The following is a 19457-nucleotide window of genomic DNA, read 5'->3' as shown; positions in this document are numbered from 1 at the left end:
AACTGTCTTATCGCTTAAGGAAGTCCTACGAACGGTATAAGGTTTTCACGATATGCCAGCCAAACTGTGTTTTAACCAGGCTTGGTTTAAGTATTTCGCCCTCAAAACAAACTTTGTCAAAGGCCGGGACCATTTGTCCGCGACGAAACTCACCTAAATCACCACCTTTACGGCCTGATGGGCAAGTGGAGTGCTTTTTAGCAAGCGCCTGAAAGTCGGCACCTTTTTCGATTTGTTGAAGTAGGTCGTCAGCTTTTTCTTTGTCTTTCACAAGAATGTGCAGTGCTGCAGCAGTATTAGCCATGGTATTGAGTCTCTCTAAATGTTTGCGCGGTAGTATAAAGCAGTTGATTTAGCTTGGGTAATAAAAAAGCGCCCGAAGGCGCTTAGTTAGTAGAGCCAGTACCGATTAGGCTTCAACTTGCTCGAGCGTGGTGTTGTTTTCATCATCGCCAGCTGCAAGCATTTTACGAATAATGACCGATGAAACCAAAGCGATGCCAACCATCACAACTGCCCAGAACGTAAGCGTACTAAAGTAACCGCCATATACGTTTTGTACAATTTCTTGAGTGATTTCTTGGTCTTTCTCAAGTGCGATAGAGGTTGAGAAAACCGCCCCAACAATACCGCTAAGTGCGATAGCTACCGAGAACAAACTCACCGAGAAGTTCTCAATGTGTTTAGGGGCAACCGACAAGATAAACGCAACTACCATGGAGCCAACAATCACTTCGGCAAAGGCTTGGAAGAAGTGAATCGCTAAGAAGATTTCTGGACGAATCACTACATCGTTGCCTACGTTCTTCACGGCAAAGGTTAATATGCCAAACGCGATTGCAGTTAATACAAACGAGAAGGCAACTTTAGTGGCGGTAGTTAAGTTGATATTGCGCTTTTCAAGACTTGAGAAAACTAGCGCAATAACTGGACCTGCAACCATACACCATAGTGGGTTCATCGACATCGCCGCCTCTGGAGCAATTGGAATAAATCCGAATAGATCGCCGCGCATGGTGTTAATAGTCACCATGGTCATTGAGGTCATCATTTGTCCGTAGTAAACGAAAAATGCAGTGGTTAAAGCGGTCATTATCAAAATGGTGCCCATCTTGAGAGCGTCTGAACGACCAGCTTTGAACATTAAGCTAATGAAATAAAGAATCGCTGCAGCGCCGATTGCGTATACAACATTTTGGCCGATATCCATGTTTGAGAACATGAAGAACACTAAGCCAATCATTGCTAGCGACAACACGCTAAATGCAGCCCAGTTTTTAGCACTAACTGGCTCTTGGTCTATCTCAGAACCAATTTCTACAAATGATTTACGAGAAATAACCAGGATAACAAAGGCTAGGGTTGCCATGGCTGCTGATAAGACAAAACCACCGCTAAAACCGATAACCAAAACAAACATTGGGAATAGGTATTGCCCTAGGAATGCGCCAACGTTGTTAACCGAATAATTCACTGGATAGCAGTTTTCGAAATGCTCTTGGCTGTTAAAGGTACGCTTAAACAAACTTGGGTAGCTTGGCGACATTAAACCGCGCGCATAACTAGCAAGCGCGATACCAGCCAAACTCATGGGCACATTGGTTGTACTTGCGCCGAGGACGAGTAGAACGTAACCCGCCGCAAAGGCAAAATAGGCGATGGTTAAAGAGCGATAGGCTCCCAAAAATTTGTCAGCAATAAAACCGCCAGCAATGGCAAACAAGGGGCCGATTGCAGAGAATGCACCAACAACCATCATGGTGTCTGCTTCATTATATTGTAAGTCTTCCAAGAAAAAGCGGGTCAAAATGACCATCACGCCGTAGAAAGAAAGACCAAATGCCATCTGGCATATCATCATGGACTTATTTAGTTTATTCCACATAAAAACCTATCTCTATTAAGTTATCCAGTTTGAACACGCGGCAAATGTATCATGAGGTGGTTGTATAAACTTGTGACGAGAGCGTTAAAAATACCGATAAATTTCTAAAATCTAATATTTATTGATCTAGGTGAGGGTTTTTGGATTAATTCGTTTAATTTATCAACAGCGCTGACGAGGGGGGAAATAAGGTTCGAGCCATTGGTGGCTCGAAAAGTGATTGATAAGCCCTAATTTATGAGTTGCAGCTGGCTGACAATGAATAGTTGATTAGCTAATTATAAGGATTTAGCCGATTGTTCCGCGAGCTTCTTCAATACTCTAGATACGGCAAAAAAACCAAAACTTGCGGTAATGTGAGTTACAGCACCAAATCCTTCTGAGCAGTCCATGCGCATGCTACCGTCTTGGGTATTTTTGGCCATACAAGTTTCACCGTCGTTGTCTGGATAAATAAGCTGCTCGGTTGAGTAAACGCAGTCGACGCCAAACTTTCGCTTAGGGTTTTTAGTGAAGTTATAGAAGCGTCGCAGTTCAGAGCGTACTTTCTTAGCTAAGGGATCTTGAATGGTCTTGGCTAAGTCACCAATAACGATCTGGGTTGGATCGATTTGACCACCGGCTCCGCCAATGCTGATGAGCTTAATTTTGCGATATTTACAAAAAGAGATAAGAGCAGCTTTAGCTTTAACACTATCAATAGCGTCAATCACGTAGTCAAATTCGTCACTAATATAGTCATTGAGATTGGAAGGCGTAATAAAGTCTTCGACTTCAAGGCATTCGCACTCGGGATTGATATCTAGAATACGAGTACGCATCACCGCCGTCTTGGATTCACCAATTTGGCTGCGAAGGGCATGAATTTGGCGATTAGTATTGGTGGTGCAAACATCGTCTAAGTCGATGAGAGTGATTTTGCCGATTCCGCTGCGTGCCAAGGATTCAGCACACCATGATCCCACGCCACCGATGCCAATGACACAGACATGACTGCCTCGAAAATATTGGAGGGCACGCTGACCGTATAAACGACCAATGCCAGCGAAGCGAGTTTGATAATCAGACATGTTAGTGTGGCGCTTTTGCAAAAGGTTGGCGATTATAACAGCCATCTAGCTTTGGCAAAAGATACGTCTTCTTGGACTCTTGTTGATTTTTGTGCCGTAATACATAAAAGTTCGACAAACTCGAATATCAAATTTTCAACTTTATTTTCAAATATGGGTATCTCTATGAAAAAACTTGTATCGGCATTAGTAGTGCTTTTTAGTTTGGCTGCTTGTACACCAAGCCCTATTTATGATTACGATAGCAGTGTTGATTTATCGCAATACAACTCCTTTGCATTTCTTGGCTACGATGATGCTGAGAATGAAAACATTCTAAGCTTGGACGCGGGGCGCGCCCAAAATGCAGTGACCAGCCAATTGAAGTTAAAAGGAATTGAGAAAGTCGATGCTGATCCGGACTTGCTCGTGAGCTTTGATATTCTGGAAGAGTCTGAGCTGCAAAGTTACGGTGGAAGCTTTGGCGTTGGATATTCGAGTAATCGTTATGGTGTAGGCATGCGTACACCTGAGCGCTACCGCGAAGTAAAATATGGCAAACTAGTCGTCGAAGTCGCTGACTCTCAATCGCGTCAAGTTGTTTGGCGAGCACAGTCGCAACGCAAACTTAGCCAAACGATGAGCACTGATAAACGCAGTGTGTTTATCAATGAGCAAATTGACCAAATGTTTAGCCAGTTCCCACAAACCACTGCGCAATAACATGTTAACTCTAATAGAAAATGTTGAACTGTTTGCACCACAGTACCTAGGACAACGGCAAGTTCTGATAGCAGCCGATAAAATATCTGCAATCTATGAAGAACTGCCGGAAGGGCTGGTCGTCGCAAAGCAGCAAGGACTGCTTAGCTGTGTTGATGGTCGGGCAAAACGTTTATTACCTGGTTTTGTTGATGGTCTGGTGCATTTTTGTGGCGGCGGTGGAGAGGGTGGTTTTGGGAATCGAACTCCTGAACTGCTTGCACCTGAGGCTGCTGCTGCAGGGGTCACGACCTTAGTTGGTGCTTTGGGTACCGATTCAATTACTCGTACCTTAAGTAACGTACTGGGAAAAGCCCGAGAGCTGCAAGCCAAGGGCCTATCGACCTACTTTTACAGTGGTTCTTACCACATCCCCTTGGCAACACTAACTCAGAGTTTAGAGACCGATCTGCTTTATATCCCTGAAATCATCGGTGTTGGTGAAATCGCCCTTAGTGACCATCGCGGCTCCGTACTGGAGTATCAAGATTTATTGAGCATTGCGAAACGAACGATTACCAGTGCGTCGCTTGCAGGCAAAAAAGGGGTCATCTTTTGTCATATGGGGGATGGCAGCGAGCAACTTGCGCTGCTAGAACAAATTGCAGAACAAGCCGATATTCACATCAGTCACTTTGTTCCAACTCATATGAATCGTAACCCCAGTTTATGTGCTAATGCCATCCGTTTTGCAAAGCTTGGCGGTTATGTCGATTTAACCACCAGTAGTAATCAGCAGTTGTTGGACTTAGGAGAGGTAAAAAGTGCTAGCGCTTTAGCCCAGTTGATAAATGCAGGGGTTGCCCCAAACTTAATTACCATGAGTTCAGATGCTAACGCCAGCTTACCGGTTTTTGACGATACTGGACGTGCGATCGGGGTTGATGTCGGGAGAATTGCCAGTTTGTATGAAGCGGTGTGCGAGGCTCATTGCGATTACGGTGTCGATTTCTCAACAGCCTTGATGAGTATTACGCAAAACCCAGCAACTGCGCTTGGTCTTTATAGAAAAGGGCTGATTAGCGGTGGTTATGATGCGGATCTAGTTCTGGTCGATGAACAGCATTTGGCAATTGAAAAAGTTTGGTCAAAAGGCCAACAAGTATTTGGATATTAAAATGACAAGTAAAACCCAAGTTCAACTCGATATTGTTTCTGACGTCGTGTGCCCATGGTGCATTGTTGGTTACAAGCGACTGCAAACGGCTATTAGTGAGCTTAGTGACGTAGCCGAGTTCTCGATTAACTGGCAACCTTTCGAATTGAATCCACAAATGCCAGCTGGTGGACAGCACTTGGGTGAACACATTCAAGAAAAATACGGATCTAGTCCTGAACAAAGTCAACAGTCTCGCCAACAGCTACAAAATATTGGCAGCGATATTGGATTTGAGTTTAACTTCAACGATGAAAGCCGAATTTACAACACTTTTAATGCGCACAAATTGCTGTTATGGGCCAAGGATTTCGATAAACAAACCGCTTTAAAGCTAGCTTTGTTTGACAGCTATTTTACTGCGCAACAAAATATTGAGAACGATGAAGTGTTACTTGCTGCAGTTGAAGTTGCGGGCTTAAGTGCAGCGGAGGCTGGTGAAGTTCTAGCCAATGATGAACTAAACACCTTTGTGCGCGCTGAACTAAATCGTTGGACGCAAGCAGGAATTAGCAGCGTGCCTTCTGTGATTGTCGACTCAAAGTATTTAATCAACGGCGCTCGTGAATCTAGCGATGTTAAAGCACTGCTGCTACAAATTATCGATGAACAAACAACCGCTTAGCTAGCGGGAGTAATAGAACCCTAAGCTAGAACCCTTGGCCACTTGCTAACAGCCAAATAAAGAAAACCGTACTAAGCTATTAAGCGTAGTACGGTTTTTCATTTCTCAGTAGCGATTAATTACTTAGTCGAACAATTTAGCAACGCTAGCAACCAGCTCAGCAAGCTCGTCCCAACGCTCTTCGTCTACCAAGTTATTTGGAACCATCCACGTACCACCACAAGCAAATACTGCTGGGATATCAAGATATTCGTGTACGTTGCTTGGTGAAACGCCACCAGTAGGCATAAATTGAATTGGGTATACAGCTGTTAGTGCTTTGAGCATGTTTACACCGCCTGAAGGACCAGCGGGGAAGAACTTTAATGTCTCTAGACCTAGTTCCATCGCTTGCTCTACTTGGCTTGGGCTGTTAACGCCAGGGACGATTGTAACACCGCGCTGTTGGCAGTATTTAACCGTAGTAGGGTTCAGGCCAGGGCTTACAATAAAATCAACACCAGCGTCGATAGCACTATCAACTTGAGCTGAGGTTAAAACTGTACCCGCACCGATAATCAAATCTGGGTAAGCGTCGCGCATGTTGCGGATCGCTTGCTCTGCTGCAGGTGTACGATACGTAACTTCAGCACATGGCAAACCATTTTCGATTAGAACTTTTGCCAAGGGTGCCGCATGCTCAGCGTTGTTAATAGCGATTACTGGAACAACTTTAATCGCGCGTAACGATTCAACTAAATTAGACATTTTTTTTCCTTTGGTTTTGATTCGGTATTAGCCAATTTGCGGCATAAACTGTTGGTCAATGATTGCGCCGCGATGTTGGATAACAGTTCCAGCAACACGGTGGGCGATTTCAGCACTTGCTTGTGGATCTTTCCCGGCTAAGCGACCGGCTAAGTAGCCTGCACTAAACGAATCACCGGCGGCCGTAGTATCGACCACGTTGGTGATTTTTTGTGCTGCTACACTCAAAAAGTGTTCTGGGTAAGAGATCTGGCATGGATTAGAGCCTTGCTTAATCACAACTTCGTTAACACCACTTTGATGCGAGTTGTCGATACAGGTTTGCGGTGTATCTGTGCCAAACAAGTCTTGCTCATCGTCGAAGGTTAAGATAGCCAAATCGCACAATCCCATCATGTGTCGGTAAGCCACTTGTGCATGTTCTTTGCTTTGCCATAGGCGAGGGCGATAATTGTTGTCGAATGCAACCTTGCCACCATTAGCCCGAAACGCGGCTAGCCATGTGAAAAACTTTTCACGGCTTTCGTCAGACAAAATAGCGATACTAATTCCGCTTAAGTAAATCCAGTCCATTGTCATTAGCTGCGCGAGCGTGTCTTCGCTGCAGTCTTGATCGAGCCAAAACTTAGCCGCAGCCTGCTCACGCCAATAAAAAAAGCTACGTTCGCCGCTTTCATCGACATCAATATAGTAGAGGCCGGGAAGGTAGTTTGGTAGGCGCTGGATCAAAGAGGTATCAACCCCTTCACTATTCCAAGCATCTACCATTTCTTGGCTAAATGGGTCGTTGTCGCCTAACGCACTTACATAGTACGGGGAGAAGGCTGAAAGGCGTGAAAGATATACAGCGGTGTTCAAAGTATCACCACCAAAACGACGTGCCACCTGTCCTTTGTTTTCTGACAGTTCAATCATGCACTCGCCGATAATGGCAACTTTTGGATTTGTAGTCATAAGGGTTCTCTATCTTTATAGTTTGTTACATACTAATGCGGCAGCTGGTTGTGAGTGCCTCCACATCTGATATATCGTTTTTAAGTTTACGACCATTAGCGTCGCTTCTAATAAGGTTCCGCCAATCGAGCCAACAATAATGTTGTTGGTCAGCCAGCAGCACATGCCTACCAACAAACCTAAGCGCATTTTGATGCCTTTTAGGCAAAAGAATGCCAGCGTTCCCATGCTTGCTCCCATAATCGGAAAGCAATCGGTCCACGTTTCAATCTGTGGATAGCTAAGGATTATCGTTAAAGCTATAAATATAGCCGCCATCCATGATGAACGAAACTTTATCGATAAAGCTGAGCGTAGTGCAGAAATAGCGGCTGCTATCATTGCTGGATATGCGTCAAGCAGGAAAAAATGCAAAGTATGGGAACAATTCAGACCACACATAAACTGCTTTAAACGGACATCGTTTTTTTGCCACAAACTAAGGATACCCAAAGTAAGGCTTACAAAGCCAAAAAACTGAGCTATAAGTTGCTGGTGCTCAAACATTTGCCCACTTGTGCATCATTTAGTTGAATTAAGTATAATTTAAAACATTGTTTCAAAAATTGAAAGGTATTTGTATGACAAAATTAAAAAATAGTCTAGCATGCGCGATATATGTTAAGAAAATTTCGATTTAATAGCTGTTTTGAGGTCATACAATGAATGAGACGTCGTCACCAGATTCAGTATCTTCTGTGATTAAGGTGTTTGGTATATTGCAAACGCTGGGAGAAGTTGACGAATTAGGCGTTACCGAACTGGCACAAAGCTTATCGATGTCCAAAGCAACGGTCTATCGTTTTTTGCAAACGATGAAACAGCTTGGTTTTGTTCAGCAAAATGACGATGGAGAAAAGTATCGTTTAAGTCCTAAACTGTTTCAGCTAGGGTGTTTAAGTCTTAAAGAAAATGCCTTAACTCAGTTTGCCCATAAGCACATGCTGCTGTTGGCTCAGCAAACCAAAGAGACGGTTCATTTGGGCTGCTTTGATGACGACGCCATCGTTTATGTAGATAAAATTGATTCGGCCTACAGTCTACGAATGCATAGCCGCATTGGTCGACGAAATCCGCTACATACTACGGCTATTGGTAAAGTATTAATTGCTTTTCAAGATCTCGATATGCAAGCCCTAATTTTAAGTCAAATGCGCTTTGAGGTGCATACGCCAAATACGATTAGTAAGGGCGCTTTATTTGCAGCTTGTCTTGATCAAGTCAAACTAAATGGTTATGCAGAGGATAATGAAGAGCAAGAGCTCGGGATTCGCTGTATTGCGGTTCCTATCTTTGACCGATTTGGAGTCGCTATTGCAGGATTAAGCGTCAGCTACCCAACAATTCGCTTTGATTCGAGTAATAAACAACAAGTATTGGCCCAAATGTTTGAACATGCGGCGCAAATATCTTTAGACTTAGGGTTCGACAGTTACCCAAATTTTGGTAGCGAATAGATAAGCAAAGGATACTCAGATGTTTAAGGATTTACCCTGGCGCAAAGCGGTTAAACTGCCACTATTTTTTAGTGCTGCGCTGGTCATTATGTTCATATTAGAAATTCTACTTCCGCAGTCGCTTATCTCTGCAATGAGTGTACACCCGCGCAAGTTAGGCCACTTCAGTGGCATTTTGTTTCATCCTTTGGTGCACTTTTCGATACCCCACCTTGTATCGAATAGCCTTGGGGTGATTGTTCTTGGAAGTTTAATTAGTGTTTATTCAAGTCGCTATTTTTTAATTGTAACGGCAGTCGGTTGGCTAGGCGGCGGTATATTGATTTGGTTGATTGGATCAGGACAAACCATGGTCGGTGGTGCTAGCGGTATTGTGTATTGCTACTTGGGCTTTTTGATGGCTTACGGTTTTATTGCAAAGAATTGGAAATCAATTTTGCTGAGTGTGGTCGTGGTTTTCTTCTTTTATTCGAGCCTTACGGGTCTCTTTCCAACCCAGAGAGCTATCTCATGGGAAGGCCACATAGCTGGTTTCGCTTTAGGTTTAGCTTGCGCCTACTGGCTTGGCCGTCGCAAGCAAGTTAAAAACTAAAAGCACTATATTGGTTCACTAGCGCACCATAAGCGTGCGCTAGTGAAGTGTTCGCTCTCTTTCTCTGCACTACTAAAGCGCTTTTTAGTTCGCTGTTGTTTAAGCTTATTCCCTATTTGCTGCCTATTTCTCCCTGTTTTGGTGCCGCCTGAGGTGTTTTGTAGAAAACTAGGCGCGATTTTTGCTCTATTTTGGCGCAAGCAACAATAAATAGAGTTTAAAGGGAAATATAGATGGATAACATTAGTGATGCGATAGGCATTTTGTCGCAAAGTACCAATACCTTGTTTGTGCTACTTGGGGCAATTATGGTTTTGGCAATGCATGCTGGTTTCGCATTCTTAGAAGTGGGTACTGTTCGAAATAAAAACCAAGTAAATGCCCTCGTTAAAATCATTACCGACTTCGCCTTTTCTGGTTTAGCTTACTTTTTTATTGGCTATTACCTTGCTTACGGCAATCACTTCTTCAGTGGAGCTCAGTCATTAGTTGAAGGCAATGGCTATGAGCTAGTGAAGTTCTTTTTTCTATTAACTTTCGCCGCTGCAATTCCCGCGATTGTGTCCGGTGGTATCGCAGAACGCGGGCGATTTTATCCGTTCTTGATTGCCTCTTCGCTAATTGTTGCTTTTGTTTATCCGTTTTTCGAAGGGATTGCATGGAACGGGAATTATGGTTTTCAAGCTTGGCTCGAAGAAAGCTTTGGCGCAGCCTTCCATGATTTTGCTGGCTCGGTTGTGGTTCATGCGATGGGCGGTTGGTTAGCCTTAGTGGCTATCACCATTCTAGGAGCACGCATGGGGCGTAAGCCCGGCGTTGCCTTTGCCCCTTCAAATATCCCGTTCCTAGCCTTAGGTGCATGGGTTCTTACCGTTGGCTGGTTTGGCTTTAATGTGATGTCTGCTCAAACCCTTGATGGCATTAGTGGTTTGGTCGCAGTCAACACCCTGATGGCGATGATTGGTGGAACGATTGTAGCTCTATTACTAGGTAAAAATGACCCTGGTTTTGTACATAATGGCCCCTTGGCTGGATTAGTTGCAGTGTGCGCTGGTTCTGACTTAATGCACCCCGTTGGTGCTTTGATTACCGGTGGTATTGCTGGTGCTTTATTTGTTTGGGTATTTACTTGGTTACAACAACGCTCGAAGCTTGATGACGTATTGGGTGTTTGGCCTTTACATGGTTTATGTGGTGCTTGGGGTGGTATTGCCGCAGGAATTTTTGGTCTAGAATCGCTCGGTGGATTAGGTGGCGTATCATTGATGTCTCAAATTATTGGCACTATTGCCGGTATAGCAGTGGCGCTAATTGGTGGCGTTATCGTCTATGGCGTTGTGAATAAAGTTTCGGGATTACGCCTTAGCGATGAAGAAGAATTCATGGGAGCTGACTTGGCGATTCATAAAATCCGCGCAACTTCAAAAGACTAGTTATTACTAGATACAATTTTGCTATTCAATTGATAGTTAAACAAACGGTGTTCAAACGTCTGATTTGAACACCGTTGTTGTTTTAGGTTCTTAGCAACTTCGAGTGGTTTATCAAGCTCAAAAGAACCAATAATAAAAGGGGGATGCTAACTAGCAGTAAAGTCTGCCATCCGTAGCTGAATAGTATCCAACCGGCTGACAATGAAGCTAAAGCTTGTAGGCCAAAAACTATAAATTCGTTTGCTGCTTGAGCCTTTGAGGCCTCTCCAATTTGATAGCTTTGCGGCAGTAGACTGGTGCCTGCTACAAATAAGAAATTCCATCCAACACCCAGCAAAATTAACGCAAACCAATAGTGCAATAGGCTTCGATCGATTACGGCTATCAATATACACATTGCGAAAGCGATAAGCCCGGCCACAATGACGCGTTCAGGACCAAATTTACTAATCAAACGCCCGCTAAAAAATGAAGGGATGAACATCGCCATAATATGGCTTTGAATGACCCACTTTGTATCTTCGAGACTATGGCCACTGTGAATATGCATACTCATTGGAGTGGCGGTCATAATAAAGCTCATCACCGCATAGCCAATGGCAGCAGAGCTTACTGCTAGCAAAAACACCGGTTGTTTTGCAATTTGAATAAGCGCTCTGCCCTCAGTTTTTTGATGTACCTTTTTACTTTTTGTTTCTCTGAATAAAAATAACAAGGCTATACAAAATGCATAAATCAACGCCAGCCATAAAAATGGGCCGACAAACTCAGTTTCGAAGCTATCTTTGCTGCGCAAAGCGAGCTCTGGGCCGATAACAGCAGCTATGAGGCCTCCGAGTAAAACAGTTGAGGCCGCAGTGGGCATTTGTGGAGGGCTAACCGATTCCATCGCCGCGAAGCGATACTGTTGAACAAAGGCTAAACCAGCACCCAGTAAAAAAGTACCGGCGCAGAACCACCAAAAATTCTGTTGGTTTATGCCGAAGGCCGTTAGCAAGGATCCAGCAATGCTTATCCCAGAACCAAGCATAAAGGCAAGTTTTCGTCCTATAACGCCCATTAGCAAACTTACAGGGATCACCGCGATGGCTGTTCCCACGACCATTGAAGCAATCGGCAGCGAAGCAAGGGCTGAGCTTGGCGCTAATGCGTTACCCACAATACCACCACTAAAAACAACCAGTGGTGCAGCGGACATTGCGCATGCTGCACACAGCATAAGCAGCCAAACATTGAAGGGCATATTTTTCACGCTAGATCCCTGCGATTAAATGATAGTCGGTTACGTTAACGTAACGGGGCTTACTCAGGCTAGTAAAATAATTGGAATGGCAAAAAAAAGCCCCTCGAGTGAGGGGCTGACAATTTGATACTTAGCGGGCTAATTAGCCGCCAACAGCAATATTTTTCATGTCGGTCATGTAGCCACGTAGTTCTTGACCAATCCATTCTACTGGGTGGTTACGAATCGCATCGTTAACTTCGATTAAGCGTTGGTTGTCGACGCCGTTGTCAGCCGTTTCAAAACCTTTGCCAATATAGTCTTGGCTCATGTTGTTAACGGTGTCACGCAACAATGGAATCGCCGCATGAGAGAACAAGTAGCAACCATATTCAGCTGTGTCTGAAATAACTACATTCATTTCATACAAACGCTTACGAGCAATGGTATTTGCGATAAGCGGTGTTTCATGAAGTGACTCGTAGTAAGCCGATTCTTCGATGATGCCAGCAGCAACCATGGTTTCAAACGCAAGTTCAACACCCGACTTAACTAAGGCAACCAATAAGATCGCTTTGTCGAAGTATTCTTGCTCTTCGATATGCTCGTCGCTTACTGGGGCTTTTTCAAAACCGCTTTGACCGGTTTCTTCACGCCATTTTAGAAGGTTTACATCGTCGTTTGCCCAGTCAGCCATCATGGTACGTGAGAACTCACCTTCAATGATGTCATCCATGTGCTTTTCAAAAAGAGGACGCATGCTTACTTTTAGCTCTTCTGCTAAATCGAAACATTTGATTTTAGCTGGGTTAGACAAACGGTCCATCATGTTGGTGATGCCGCCATGCTTAAGTGCTTCAGTGATGGTTTCCCAACCAAATTGAATCAGTTTAGCGGTGTAACCTGGCTCATGTCCTTCAGCAACTAGCTTGTCATAGGCTAAAATTGCACCCGTTTGTAGAACGCCACAAAGAATAGTTTGCTCACCCATAAGGTCAGATTTAACTTCAGCGACAAACGATGACTCAAGCACACCCGCGCGGTCACCACCGGTTGCAGAAGCATAGGCTTTAGCAATCGCAAGTCCGTCACCACGAGGGTCATTCTCAGGGTGTACTGCAATCAAGGTAGGAACACCAAAACCACGCTTGTATTCTTCACGTACTTCAGTACCAGGACACTTCGGAGCAACCATTACAACTGCGATGTCTTCGCGAACTTGCATGCCTTCTTCAACAATGTTGAAACCGTGTGAATACGCTAGTGTTGAGCCTTCTTTCATCAAAGGCATAACCGCGTTCACTACGCTGCTATGTTGCTTATCTGGTGTTAGGTTCAACACTAGGTCTGCTTGAGGTATTAGTTCAGCGTAAGTACCAACGGTAAAACCGTTATCAGAAGCTTGAACGAAAGAAGCTCGTTTTTCAGCAATCGCTGCATCGCGTAAGGCGTAAGAAATTTGAAGACCAGAATCGCGCATATTTAGGCCTTGGTTTAGACCTTGTGCGCCACAACCAACGATAACAATGTTCCAATCTTTGATGTAATTACATCCGTCAGCAAATTCGCTGCGATCCATAAAACGACACTTACCAAGTTGTTCTAATTTTTGTCGTAAGTTCAAGGTATTAAAGTAGTTAGCCATGTCTCTTCCTAATCTGGTTTACAATTCGCCAAGCGATTCGATGCTAAAAGTATGTTGTGTTTGCGGTCTTTGACCTGTTGTATGATTGAAACTATAGGGGGCTTTTGTTGTTGCGTAAAATGATTATTTTGCGATAGAGTGTTGCAATAATTGCAATTCAAGGCACTTTGAATGGACGCTCGCAGTATTGAGCTATTTTTACACCTCAGTCACAGCCTGCATTACGCCAAAACCAGTAAGGCGATGCACGTTACTCCTTCGACCTTAAGCCGGGTTATCCAGCGACTAGAGCAAGAGATGGGGGCCGAATTTTTTGTTCGAGATAAACGCAGTGTGAGCTTAACTTCTGCTGGTGGGCGGTTTCGAAGTTTTGCCGAACTTTGGTTGGAGCAGTGGCGAGGCCTACAAACCGAGTTTTCTAATAAACAGCACAGCCTAAGTGGCGAGCTAAAAGTCTATTGCTCAGTGACGGCAAGCTATAGTCACTTGCCTGAGATTCTTGATAAATATCGTATTGTTTGCCCCAATGCAGACATCAAGTTGGTAACAGGTGATGTGGCCTTGGCTATTGATAAAGTTGCCGATGGTGAAGTTGATATCGCACTTGCAGCGCGGCCCGAGCAACTTCCACTTAGTATGGCATTTGCCAGTATTGCTAAAGTACCGCTTTCGATTATTGCACCGATGGTGAATTGCGCCTCAAGGCGGCTGCTTGACACTAAACCCATCGATTGGTCGCAAATACCCTTCATATTGCCGGAGCACGGTCCCGCTAAGTTACGCTTTGAACGCTGGTTTCAGGCAATGCGAATTGAACCGAATGTCTATGCGACAGTTGTAGGGCACGAGGCTATTGTAAGTATGGTAGCGCTTGGTTCAGGTGTTGGCATAGCACCACAAGTGGTACTAGAAAATAGTCCAGTTCGTGACCGGGTGCAAAGTTTAAACTTAGGCCTTGAACTAGAGCCCTTTGATTTGGGGATCGCAGTATTGTCACGTCGATTACATGAACCATTGGTACAAAAATTTTGGCAGATTGCTGCTCCTAGTCATTAACTTTATTTAACGGGATCAACGCTATGACGCCTGCGATTCGGTATTTAGAAAAGCACAAGATAGACTTTAAGATTTACGAATACGAGCATAGTAGTGCAGGGCGAGGTCAAGCTGATAATTTTGGTCAGCAGGCCTCGCAAAAACTAGCGCTGCCTGAGTCGCAAGTGTTTAAAACCTTAATGGCTGTTGATGAGCACAATAGTAAAAATTTGATAGTTGCGGTGGTGCCTGTTGATTCTAGTTTAGATCTTAAAGCCTTAGCCAAAGCTGCCAAAATAAAGCGCTTGCAGATGGCTCCCTTGGATTTAGCTGAGCGAGTCAGTGGCTACGTTAAAGGAGGCATTAGCCCTTTTGGTCAAAAAAAACGTCTGGCTACTTATCTTGATGCAAGTGCACAGCAATTTTCACAAATTGTTGTCAGTGGTGGTAAACGCGGTTTGTCGATAGGCGTATCGCCGCAAGACTTCTGCAGCTTACTTAATGCATGTTATGCCAACATAAGAACTGAGCTCTAGGTTTTGACTAGCAGCTAGGCTAGGTTACACTGCAAGCAAGCTAAATGGATTAGGACTGAAGATGATCAACCCAAGCAAAATTGAAGAAATAGCTAAACAAATAAATGGCCTAGTACCCCCTGGACTTAAGGCTGTGGGCGACGAATTCGAGTCGAAGGTAAAACAAGTACTGCAAGCCCAGCTTAATCGTATGGATGTTGTGAACCGTGAAGACTTTGATGTACAAACCCAAGTACTACAACGCACTCGTGAAAAATTACAGGCCTTGGAAGAAAAAGTAGCGGCCTTGGAAGAGAAATCTAAATAGCGTCAATTGCACCAAAGCCTTTTGCTTTCAGTTTAAAGCGATAGGCTTTCCACTTTCCGCTTTCCGCTTTCCGCTTTCCGCTTTCCGCTTTCCACTTTCCACTTTCCACTTTCCACTTCTACTCTATTGCATTTCCCAACCGTTCCTTTATTTGCTCAATTTACATCAAATTCAAGTCATTTTTTGGCTGCGCTCACAAAATTGGAAACCAAAATCGCATCTTTCTATTCGAATTCACCAAAGAGTAGTATTGTATTACTTAATGATTTGGTAATTTAATATTGAGGAATCTATGAAAAAGTCTGTTATCGCGCTAGCAGCGCTAGTGAGCGTAAACGCATGGTCAGCAATGACACCTTATCAGCAGCAATTGTCTGACAAATTAGATCCAAGCAAAGCTCCATCTGAAAACTTTGAGATGGAAAAGTGGAAAATCAACTTACCGATTGGTGATAACAAGCCTGAGCGTGCTGGTAAGGAAATGGAAATTACTGCAGCAGAGTTAAATAACGTGAATTATCCATATGTTCATCCGCAGTGGTTTTACACTGATGCGCAAACAGGCGCTATGGTCTTTGCTGCCCCCAATACCGGTCCTACGACTCCCAATAGTAAGAACACTCGTAGTGAACTGCGCGCGATGTTAGATACAACACAGGCCTATCAATACAAAGCTCCTGCTACCAATTTTGCTGTGGCGTCACATCCACAAGCATCCGAATTTGGGGCCATTGGTGGACGTTTAAGTGCAGCACTGACCGTTGATGCGGTAAGCCAAAGTGGCGATGATAAAAAGATGGGTGCTTTTGCTTCCGTGATTGGACAAATTCACGGCTCAGATAATGAACCACTCAAAATCTATTACCGTAAATTGCCAAACCATACTCATGGCAGTTTGTTCTGGAATTATGAAATCAATCCTAAAGATAAAAAAGACCGTTTTGATATCTCTCATGATGTATTTGGTATCCATGACTTGCAAAAAAGCGATGCGAATCCAGAAGACGGAATTTTGTTAGGCGAACTATTCGAATACGAAGTTAATATTGTTGGCACTGTCATGAAGCTCGAATTCACCAAGAACCCAGGTGAAGCCAATGAGATTAAAAAGAACTTTGAAGTAGACTTAGCTAAAGCTTACCCAGGCCAAGAAAAACTCGATACCAGCTACGGCAGCGATTGGATGTATTACAAAGCTGGTGCATATAACCAGTGTAACCAAGGATCGTCTGGTTGTGAGAATAAGGGCATAGAGGCAGGCGACTATACTCAAGCGAGTTTCTACAAACTGGAACTTGCACAGTAGACTACATATTTATGGTTTAAAATTTTGAAGGCGGCCATTGGTCGCCTTTTTGCATTTATGTGTAGTACCAAGCAACGATTGAATGATATTTGGCACTAAAAGGTCTTGTCGCAGCGCGCAATAACTAAAGAGTAATACCATTTTTAAGGCTTTGATCTCGCGCAAACGGCTTAAATAGTATTTTTTTGTATTTTCTTGTGGCTTTGGTCTAGTCAAGGGCATTAAAAGCCTTATGATGTGATTGGAATCAAAAATTAAGAAGAATTTTAGTCACAATTAAACACAATGAATTGAGAGCAATATAATGAGTCAATGGACCCCTTCTAGCTGGCGTGATAAGCCAGTGCAGCAACTACCGAACTACCCTGATCAAGCCAAGCTTGCAGAAGTAGAAAAGAACCTTGCTAATCAACCACCGCTTGTATTTGCAGGTGAGTGTCGTGCATTGCGTGAAGATCTTGCAAAAGTATCACGCGGCGAAGCATTTTTGCTTCAAGGTGGTGACTGCGCAGAGAGCTTTGACGAATTTAGAACTAGCCATATTCGCGATGCCTTTAAGGCCTTAATGCAAATGGCTGTTGTGTTGACTTTTGGTGGTCAAAAGCCAGTCGTTAAGATTGGCCGTATTGCAGGGCAGTTTGCTAAGCCGCGCAGCGCTGATATGGAAGAAATTAATGGGGTAAGCCTACCTTCATATCGCGGCGACATTATTAATGCGATTGATTTCACTAAAGAGTCGCGGGTCCCAGATCCTGAGCGTATGATCTTGGCCTATAACCAAGCAACTTCAACTCAAAACCTGATTCGAGCATTTGCGCAAGGCGGCCTTGCAGATCTGAACCAAGTTCATAAATGGAATTTGGATTTTGTTAAGAAAAGCCCTCTTGGCGAACGCTACGAGACTTTAAGTAACAGCATTGAAGAGTCGCTGGCCTTTATGAAGGCTTGTGGCCTTGATTCAAACAGTGTTCCACAATTGCGTGAGACAACCTTATATACCTCGCATGAAGCCTTGTTATTACCTTATGAACAAGCATTAACGCGCTGCGATAGTTTGACAGATAAATGGTATGACTGTTCTGCGCATATGTTGTGGATTGGCGATCGTACCCGTCAAATCGATCATGCTCATATCGAATTTCTACGTGGTGTTGAAAATGCGATTGGGATTAAAGCTGGCCCTACAACGGATCCAGACGAACTCTTACGCATCATTGATATTATTAATCCGACCAATGAAGCGGGTCGCCTCAACCTTATTGTACGCATGGGTGCAGATAAAGTTGGAGATCACTTGCCTGAATTGATTAAGGCGGTACAACGCGAAGGTAAGAACGTAGTTTGGAGCAGTGACCCAATGCACGGCAATACCATTAAAGCTCCAAATGGTTATAAAACTCGCCGAGTTGACGACATTTTGCGTGAAGTACAACAGTTCTTCCAAATCCATAAGGCTGAAGGTAGTTATGCGGGTGGTATCCACTTCGAAATGACCGGTCGAAATGTTACTGAATGTGTTGGAGGTGCTTTCCAGATCACAGAACACGATCTAGCTGAGCGCTATCATACTTATTGTGATCCACGTTTAAACGCAGACCAAGCCTTGGAGTTAGCGTTTTTAATCGCTGACCACATCAAAGCAGCACGCTAAGCTCTAAAAGCTATTGTCGAAAGGAGTGCCATCGCACTCCTTTTTTTTGCCTGTTGTCTTATCCAAATGAACTCGTTTGGACCATCTATCGCTGATAAGGCCCTTGAATGCTACACGCACTGTTGTTTACCATCGCGGTAATTGTCTCAGGTTTTACTCTTGGTCAAATACTTCAGTTTAAGTACCCACAACACCAACGCACTCTAAGTTTACTGTTTACCCGAATCGCATTGGTATTTGCGATTCCACTTTCCTTGTTTTCTGCTATGTGGCAACTGCCAGATCTAGACCCTAGTCTGCTCAAACTACCTATTGTTGGGCTACTCACTATCGCTTCGGGTGGCGTACTCGCATGGATAGTGGCGGGCAAACTCAAACTAAATTCTGAGCAAAAAGGTGCGTTGATACCTGTAGGCACCTTTATGAATATTGGTGCTGTGGGGAGCTTGTGTGTTTATCTATTTCTGGGCGAAAGTGGTTTGGCATTGGTGCCGATTTATAAGCTATTTGAAGAGCTGATTTATTTCGGGGTGATATTTCCAATGGTGCGGGCCATGGGGAGTTTTGATAAAGGCAAACGAAAACCATTTTGGCAAGATCCAATTCTCATTACATCCTTGAGTGCTGTAGCCCTAGGTTTTTTACTAAATCAGCTACAAATTCCACGGCCTGACTTTATGGCGACGGTCACCAGTATTGCAGTGCCTTTAGGCAGTTTCTCGTTAATTTGCTCAGTCGGGCTAGTATTTAAGATTGCGCGACTAAGCCGCTGGCGAAATCTAGGCTTGGGCTTGGCAGTGAGCCGCATGATTTTATGCCCTCTGGTCGCAATGGCCTCGGTGTGGGTTTTCGGTCTTTGGAATAGCTTGGATGGATTAGTTTTGCAAGTTGCATTTCTACTGGCTTGCATGCCCACAGGCTTTATGTCGGTTTTGCCTCCAGTCTTATTTGGACTTGACCAAGAGTTAGCGAACACGGGTTGGTTTTATTCCACGCTCGTATTTTTGTTTAGCCTGCCATTGATCATGCTGGTGGTAAGCGCGTTATAAGCTGATA

At 44.0% G+C, this 19457-nt stretch carries 20 protein-coding genes; 12 read left to right on the top strand and 8 right to left on the bottom strand.

What is annotated here, in order from left to right:
• Nucleotides 1-25: 25 nt before the first annotated feature.
• The 3 genes from ppiC to tcdA form a co-directional block, all read right to left on the bottom strand.
• Entirely contained in the window at nt 26-304 is a 279-nt protein-coding gene (ppiC, locus tag DBZ36_RS02545) for a peptidylprolyl isomerase PpiC (protein ID WP_120353350.1), read from the bottom strand.
• Nucleotides 305-409: 105 nt separating this feature from the next.
• Entirely contained in the window at nt 410-1885 is a 1476-nt protein-coding gene (locus tag DBZ36_RS02540; protein ID WP_120353349.1) for a peptide MFS transporter, read from the bottom strand.
• Nucleotides 1886-2163: 278 nt separating this feature from the next.
• Entirely contained in the window at nt 2164-2955 is a 792-nt protein-coding gene (gene tcdA, locus DBZ36_RS02535) for a tRNA cyclic N6-threonylcarbamoyladenosine(37) synthase TcdA (protein WP_120353348.1), read from the bottom strand.
• 165 nt (nt 2956-3120) lie between these two features.
• Between tcdA and DBZ36_RS02530 the strand changes: the two genes are divergently transcribed.
• The 3 genes from DBZ36_RS02530 to DBZ36_RS02520 are packed head-to-tail and all read left to right on the top strand — an operon-like array spanning nt 3121 to nt 5477.
• Nucleotides 3121-3657, top strand: a complete 537-nt coding sequence (locus tag DBZ36_RS02530) for a DUF4136 domain-containing protein (RefSeq protein ID WP_158589012.1) — start codon at nt 3121-3123, stop codon at nt 3655-3657.
• Nucleotide 3658: 1 nt separating this feature from the next.
• Nucleotides 3659-4813 carry a beta-aspartyl-peptidase gene (gene iadA / locus DBZ36_RS02525; RefSeq protein ID WP_120353346.1) on the top strand — a complete coding sequence of 385 codons (1155 nt, stop codon included), beginning with the start codon at nt 3659-3661 and terminating at the stop codon, nt 4811-4813.
• Between the two features lies 1 nt (nt 4814).
• Entirely contained in the window at nt 4815-5477 is a 663-nt protein-coding gene (locus tag DBZ36_RS02520; protein ID WP_120353345.1) for a DsbA family oxidoreductase, read from the top strand.
• A gap of 123 nt (nt 5478-5600) precedes the next feature.
• Here DBZ36_RS02520 and DBZ36_RS02515 read toward each other — a convergent pair whose 3' ends face one another.
• From DBZ36_RS02515 to DBZ36_RS02505, 3 genes are read right to left on the bottom strand one after another with little or no spacing between them, the layout of a single operon-like run.
• Nucleotides 5601-6224 carry a bifunctional 4-hydroxy-2-oxoglutarate aldolase/2-dehydro-3-deoxy-phosphogluconate aldolase gene (locus DBZ36_RS02515; protein WP_120353344.1) on the bottom strand — a complete coding sequence of 208 codons (624 nt, stop codon included), beginning with the start codon at nt 6222-6224 and terminating at the stop codon, nt 5601-5603.
• Nucleotides 6225-6251: 27 nt separating this feature from the next.
• On the bottom strand, nt 6252-7178 hold the full coding sequence (kdgK, locus tag DBZ36_RS02510) for a 2-dehydro-3-deoxygluconokinase (protein ID WP_120353343.1): 927 nt from the start codon (nt 7176-7178) through the stop codon (nt 6252-6254).
• A 15-nt stretch (nt 7179-7193) separates the two neighbouring features.
• Nucleotides 7194-7724 (bottom strand): YgjV family protein, encoded by a 531-nt coding sequence (locus DBZ36_RS02505; protein ID WP_120353342.1) that lies wholly within the window; start codon nt 7722-7724, stop codon nt 7194-7196.
• Nucleotides 7725-7879: 155 nt separating this feature from the next.
• Between DBZ36_RS02505 and kdgR the strand changes: the two genes are divergently transcribed.
• From kdgR to DBZ36_RS02490, 3 genes are all read left to right on the top strand, one after another.
• Nucleotides 7880-8674 (top strand): DNA-binding transcriptional regulator KdgR, encoded by a 795-nt coding sequence (gene kdgR / locus DBZ36_RS02500; protein WP_120353341.1) that lies wholly within the window; start codon nt 7880-7882, stop codon nt 8672-8674.
• 19 nt (nt 8675-8693) lie between these two features.
• Nucleotides 8694-9266, top strand: a complete 573-nt coding sequence (locus DBZ36_RS02495) for a rhomboid family intramembrane serine protease (RefSeq protein WP_120353340.1) — start codon at nt 8694-8696, stop codon at nt 9264-9266.
• Nucleotides 9267-9499: 233 nt separating this feature from the next.
• Nucleotides 9500-10699, top strand: a complete 1200-nt coding sequence (locus DBZ36_RS02490) for an ammonium transporter (protein ID WP_120353339.1) — start codon at nt 9500-9502, stop codon at nt 10697-10699.
• Nucleotides 10700-10781: 82 nt separating this feature from the next.
• Here the strand turns inward: DBZ36_RS02490 and DBZ36_RS02485 are convergent, their stop codons facing one another.
• Together DBZ36_RS02485 and ilvC are read right to left on the bottom strand one after the other, a co-directional pair.
• On the bottom strand, nt 10782-11942 hold the full coding sequence (locus DBZ36_RS02485; RefSeq protein WP_120353378.1) for an MFS transporter: 1161 nt from the start codon (nt 11940-11942) through the stop codon (nt 10782-10784).
• 142 nt (nt 11943-12084) lie between these two features.
• Nucleotides 12085-13566, bottom strand: coding sequence for a ketol-acid reductoisomerase (ilvC, locus tag DBZ36_RS02480; RefSeq protein ID WP_120353338.1), 1482 nt, complete (start codon nt 13564-13566; stop codon nt 12085-12087).
• A 171-nt stretch (nt 13567-13737) separates the two neighbouring features.
• Between ilvC and ilvY the strand changes: the two genes are divergently transcribed.
• The 6 genes from ilvY (at nt 13738) to DBZ36_RS02445 (ending at nt 19450) form a co-directional block, all read left to right on the top strand.
• Nucleotides 13738-14622, top strand: coding sequence for an HTH-type transcriptional activator IlvY (gene ilvY, locus DBZ36_RS02475; protein ID WP_120353337.1), 885 nt, complete (start codon nt 13738-13740; stop codon nt 14620-14622).
• 23 nt (nt 14623-14645) lie between these two features.
• Nucleotides 14646-15137, top strand: coding sequence for a Cys-tRNA(Pro) deacylase (ybaK, locus tag DBZ36_RS02470; protein WP_120353336.1), 492 nt, complete (start codon nt 14646-14648; stop codon nt 15135-15137).
• 61 nt (nt 15138-15198) lie between these two features.
• On the top strand, nt 15199-15444 hold the full coding sequence (ubiK, locus tag DBZ36_RS02465; RefSeq protein ID WP_120353335.1) for a ubiquinone biosynthesis accessory factor UbiK: 246 nt from the start codon (nt 15199-15201) through the stop codon (nt 15442-15444).
• Between the two features lie 292 nt (nt 15445-15736).
• Complete coding sequence (locus DBZ36_RS02460; RefSeq protein WP_120353334.1) at nt 15737-16750, top strand: polysaccharide lyase family 7 protein; 1014 nt, start codon at nt 15737-15739, stop codon at nt 16748-16750.
• Nucleotides 16751-17054: 304 nt separating this feature from the next.
• The gene (locus tag DBZ36_RS02450; protein WP_120353332.1) at nt 17055-18401 is read left to right on the top strand and encodes a class II 3-deoxy-7-phosphoheptulonate synthase; all 1347 of its coding nucleotides are present in this window, start codon (nt 17055-17057) and stop codon (nt 18399-18401) included.
• Between the two features lie 107 nt (nt 18402-18508).
• On the top strand, nt 18509-19450 hold the full coding sequence (locus tag DBZ36_RS02445; protein ID WP_120353331.1) for an AEC family transporter: 942 nt from the start codon (nt 18509-18511) through the stop codon (nt 19448-19450).
• The last annotated feature ends 7 nt before the right edge of the window (nt 19451-19457 follow it).

The organism is Alginatibacterium sediminis (assembly GCF_003610775.1).
GTDB classification, from domain to species: Bacteria; Pseudomonadota; Gammaproteobacteria; order Enterobacterales; family Celerinatantimonadaceae; genus Alginatibacterium; species Alginatibacterium sediminis.
Note: the sequence above shows the minus strand (reverse complement) of the source record. Positions and strands in the feature narration are given on the sequence as shown.

Excerpts from the sequence above, each read along its gene's own strand:
- ppiC (WP_120353350.1), bottom strand. The coding sequence starts at position 304 with ATGGCTAATACTGCTGCAGCACTGCACATTCTTGTGAAAGACAAAGAA.
- DBZ36_RS02540 (WP_120353349.1), bottom strand. The coding sequence starts at position 1,885 with ATGTGGAATAAACTAAATAAGTCCATGATGATATGCCAGATGGCATTT.
- tcdA (WP_120353348.1), bottom strand. The coding sequence starts at position 2,955 with ATGTCTGATTATCAAACTCGCTTCGCTGGCATTGGTCGTTTATACGGT.
- DBZ36_RS02530 (WP_158589012.1), top strand. The coding sequence starts at position 3,121 with ATGAAAAAACTTGTATCGGCATTAGTAGTGCTTTTTAGTTTGGCTGCT.
- iadA (WP_120353346.1), top strand. The coding sequence starts at position 3,659 with ATGTTAACTCTAATAGAAAATGTTGAACTGTTTGCACCACAGTACCTA.
- DBZ36_RS02520 (WP_120353345.1), top strand. The coding sequence starts at position 4,815 with ATGACAAGTAAAACCCAAGTTCAACTCGATATTGTTTCTGACGTCGTG.
- DBZ36_RS02515 (WP_120353344.1), bottom strand. The coding sequence starts at position 6,224 with ATGTCTAATTTAGTTGAATCGTTACGCGCGATTAAAGTTGTTCCAGTA.
- kdgK (WP_120353343.1), bottom strand. The coding sequence starts at position 7,178 with ATGACTACAAATCCAAAAGTTGCCATTATCGGCGAGTGCATGATTGAA.
- DBZ36_RS02505 (WP_120353342.1), bottom strand. The coding sequence starts at position 7,724 with ATGTTTGAGCACCAGCAACTTATAGCTCAGTTTTTTGGCTTTGTAAGC.
- kdgR (WP_120353341.1), top strand. The coding sequence starts at position 7,880 with ATGAATGAGACGTCGTCACCAGATTCAGTATCTTCTGTGATTAAGGTG.
- DBZ36_RS02495 (WP_120353340.1), top strand. The coding sequence starts at position 8,694 with ATGTTTAAGGATTTACCCTGGCGCAAAGCGGTTAAACTGCCACTATTT.
- DBZ36_RS02490 (WP_120353339.1), top strand. The coding sequence starts at position 9,500 with ATGGATAACATTAGTGATGCGATAGGCATTTTGTCGCAAAGTACCAAT.
- DBZ36_RS02485 (WP_120353378.1), bottom strand. The coding sequence starts at position 11,942 with ATGCCCTTCAATGTTTGGCTGCTTATGCTGTGTGCAGCATGCGCAATG.
- ilvC (WP_120353338.1), bottom strand. The coding sequence starts at position 13,566 with ATGGCTAACTACTTTAATACCTTGAACTTACGACAAAAATTAGAACAA.
- ilvY (WP_120353337.1), top strand. The coding sequence starts at position 13,738 with ATGGACGCTCGCAGTATTGAGCTATTTTTACACCTCAGTCACAGCCTG.
- ybaK (WP_120353336.1), top strand. The coding sequence starts at position 14,646 with ATGACGCCTGCGATTCGGTATTTAGAAAAGCACAAGATAGACTTTAAG.
- ubiK (WP_120353335.1), top strand. The coding sequence starts at position 15,199 with ATGATCAACCCAAGCAAAATTGAAGAAATAGCTAAACAAATAAATGGC.
- DBZ36_RS02460 (WP_120353334.1), top strand. The coding sequence starts at position 15,737 with ATGAAAAAGTCTGTTATCGCGCTAGCAGCGCTAGTGAGCGTAAACGCA.
- DBZ36_RS02450 (WP_120353332.1), top strand. The coding sequence starts at position 17,055 with ATGAGTCAATGGACCCCTTCTAGCTGGCGTGATAAGCCAGTGCAGCAA.
- DBZ36_RS02445 (WP_120353331.1), top strand. The coding sequence starts at position 18,509 with ATGCTACACGCACTGTTGTTTACCATCGCGGTAATTGTCTCAGGTTTT.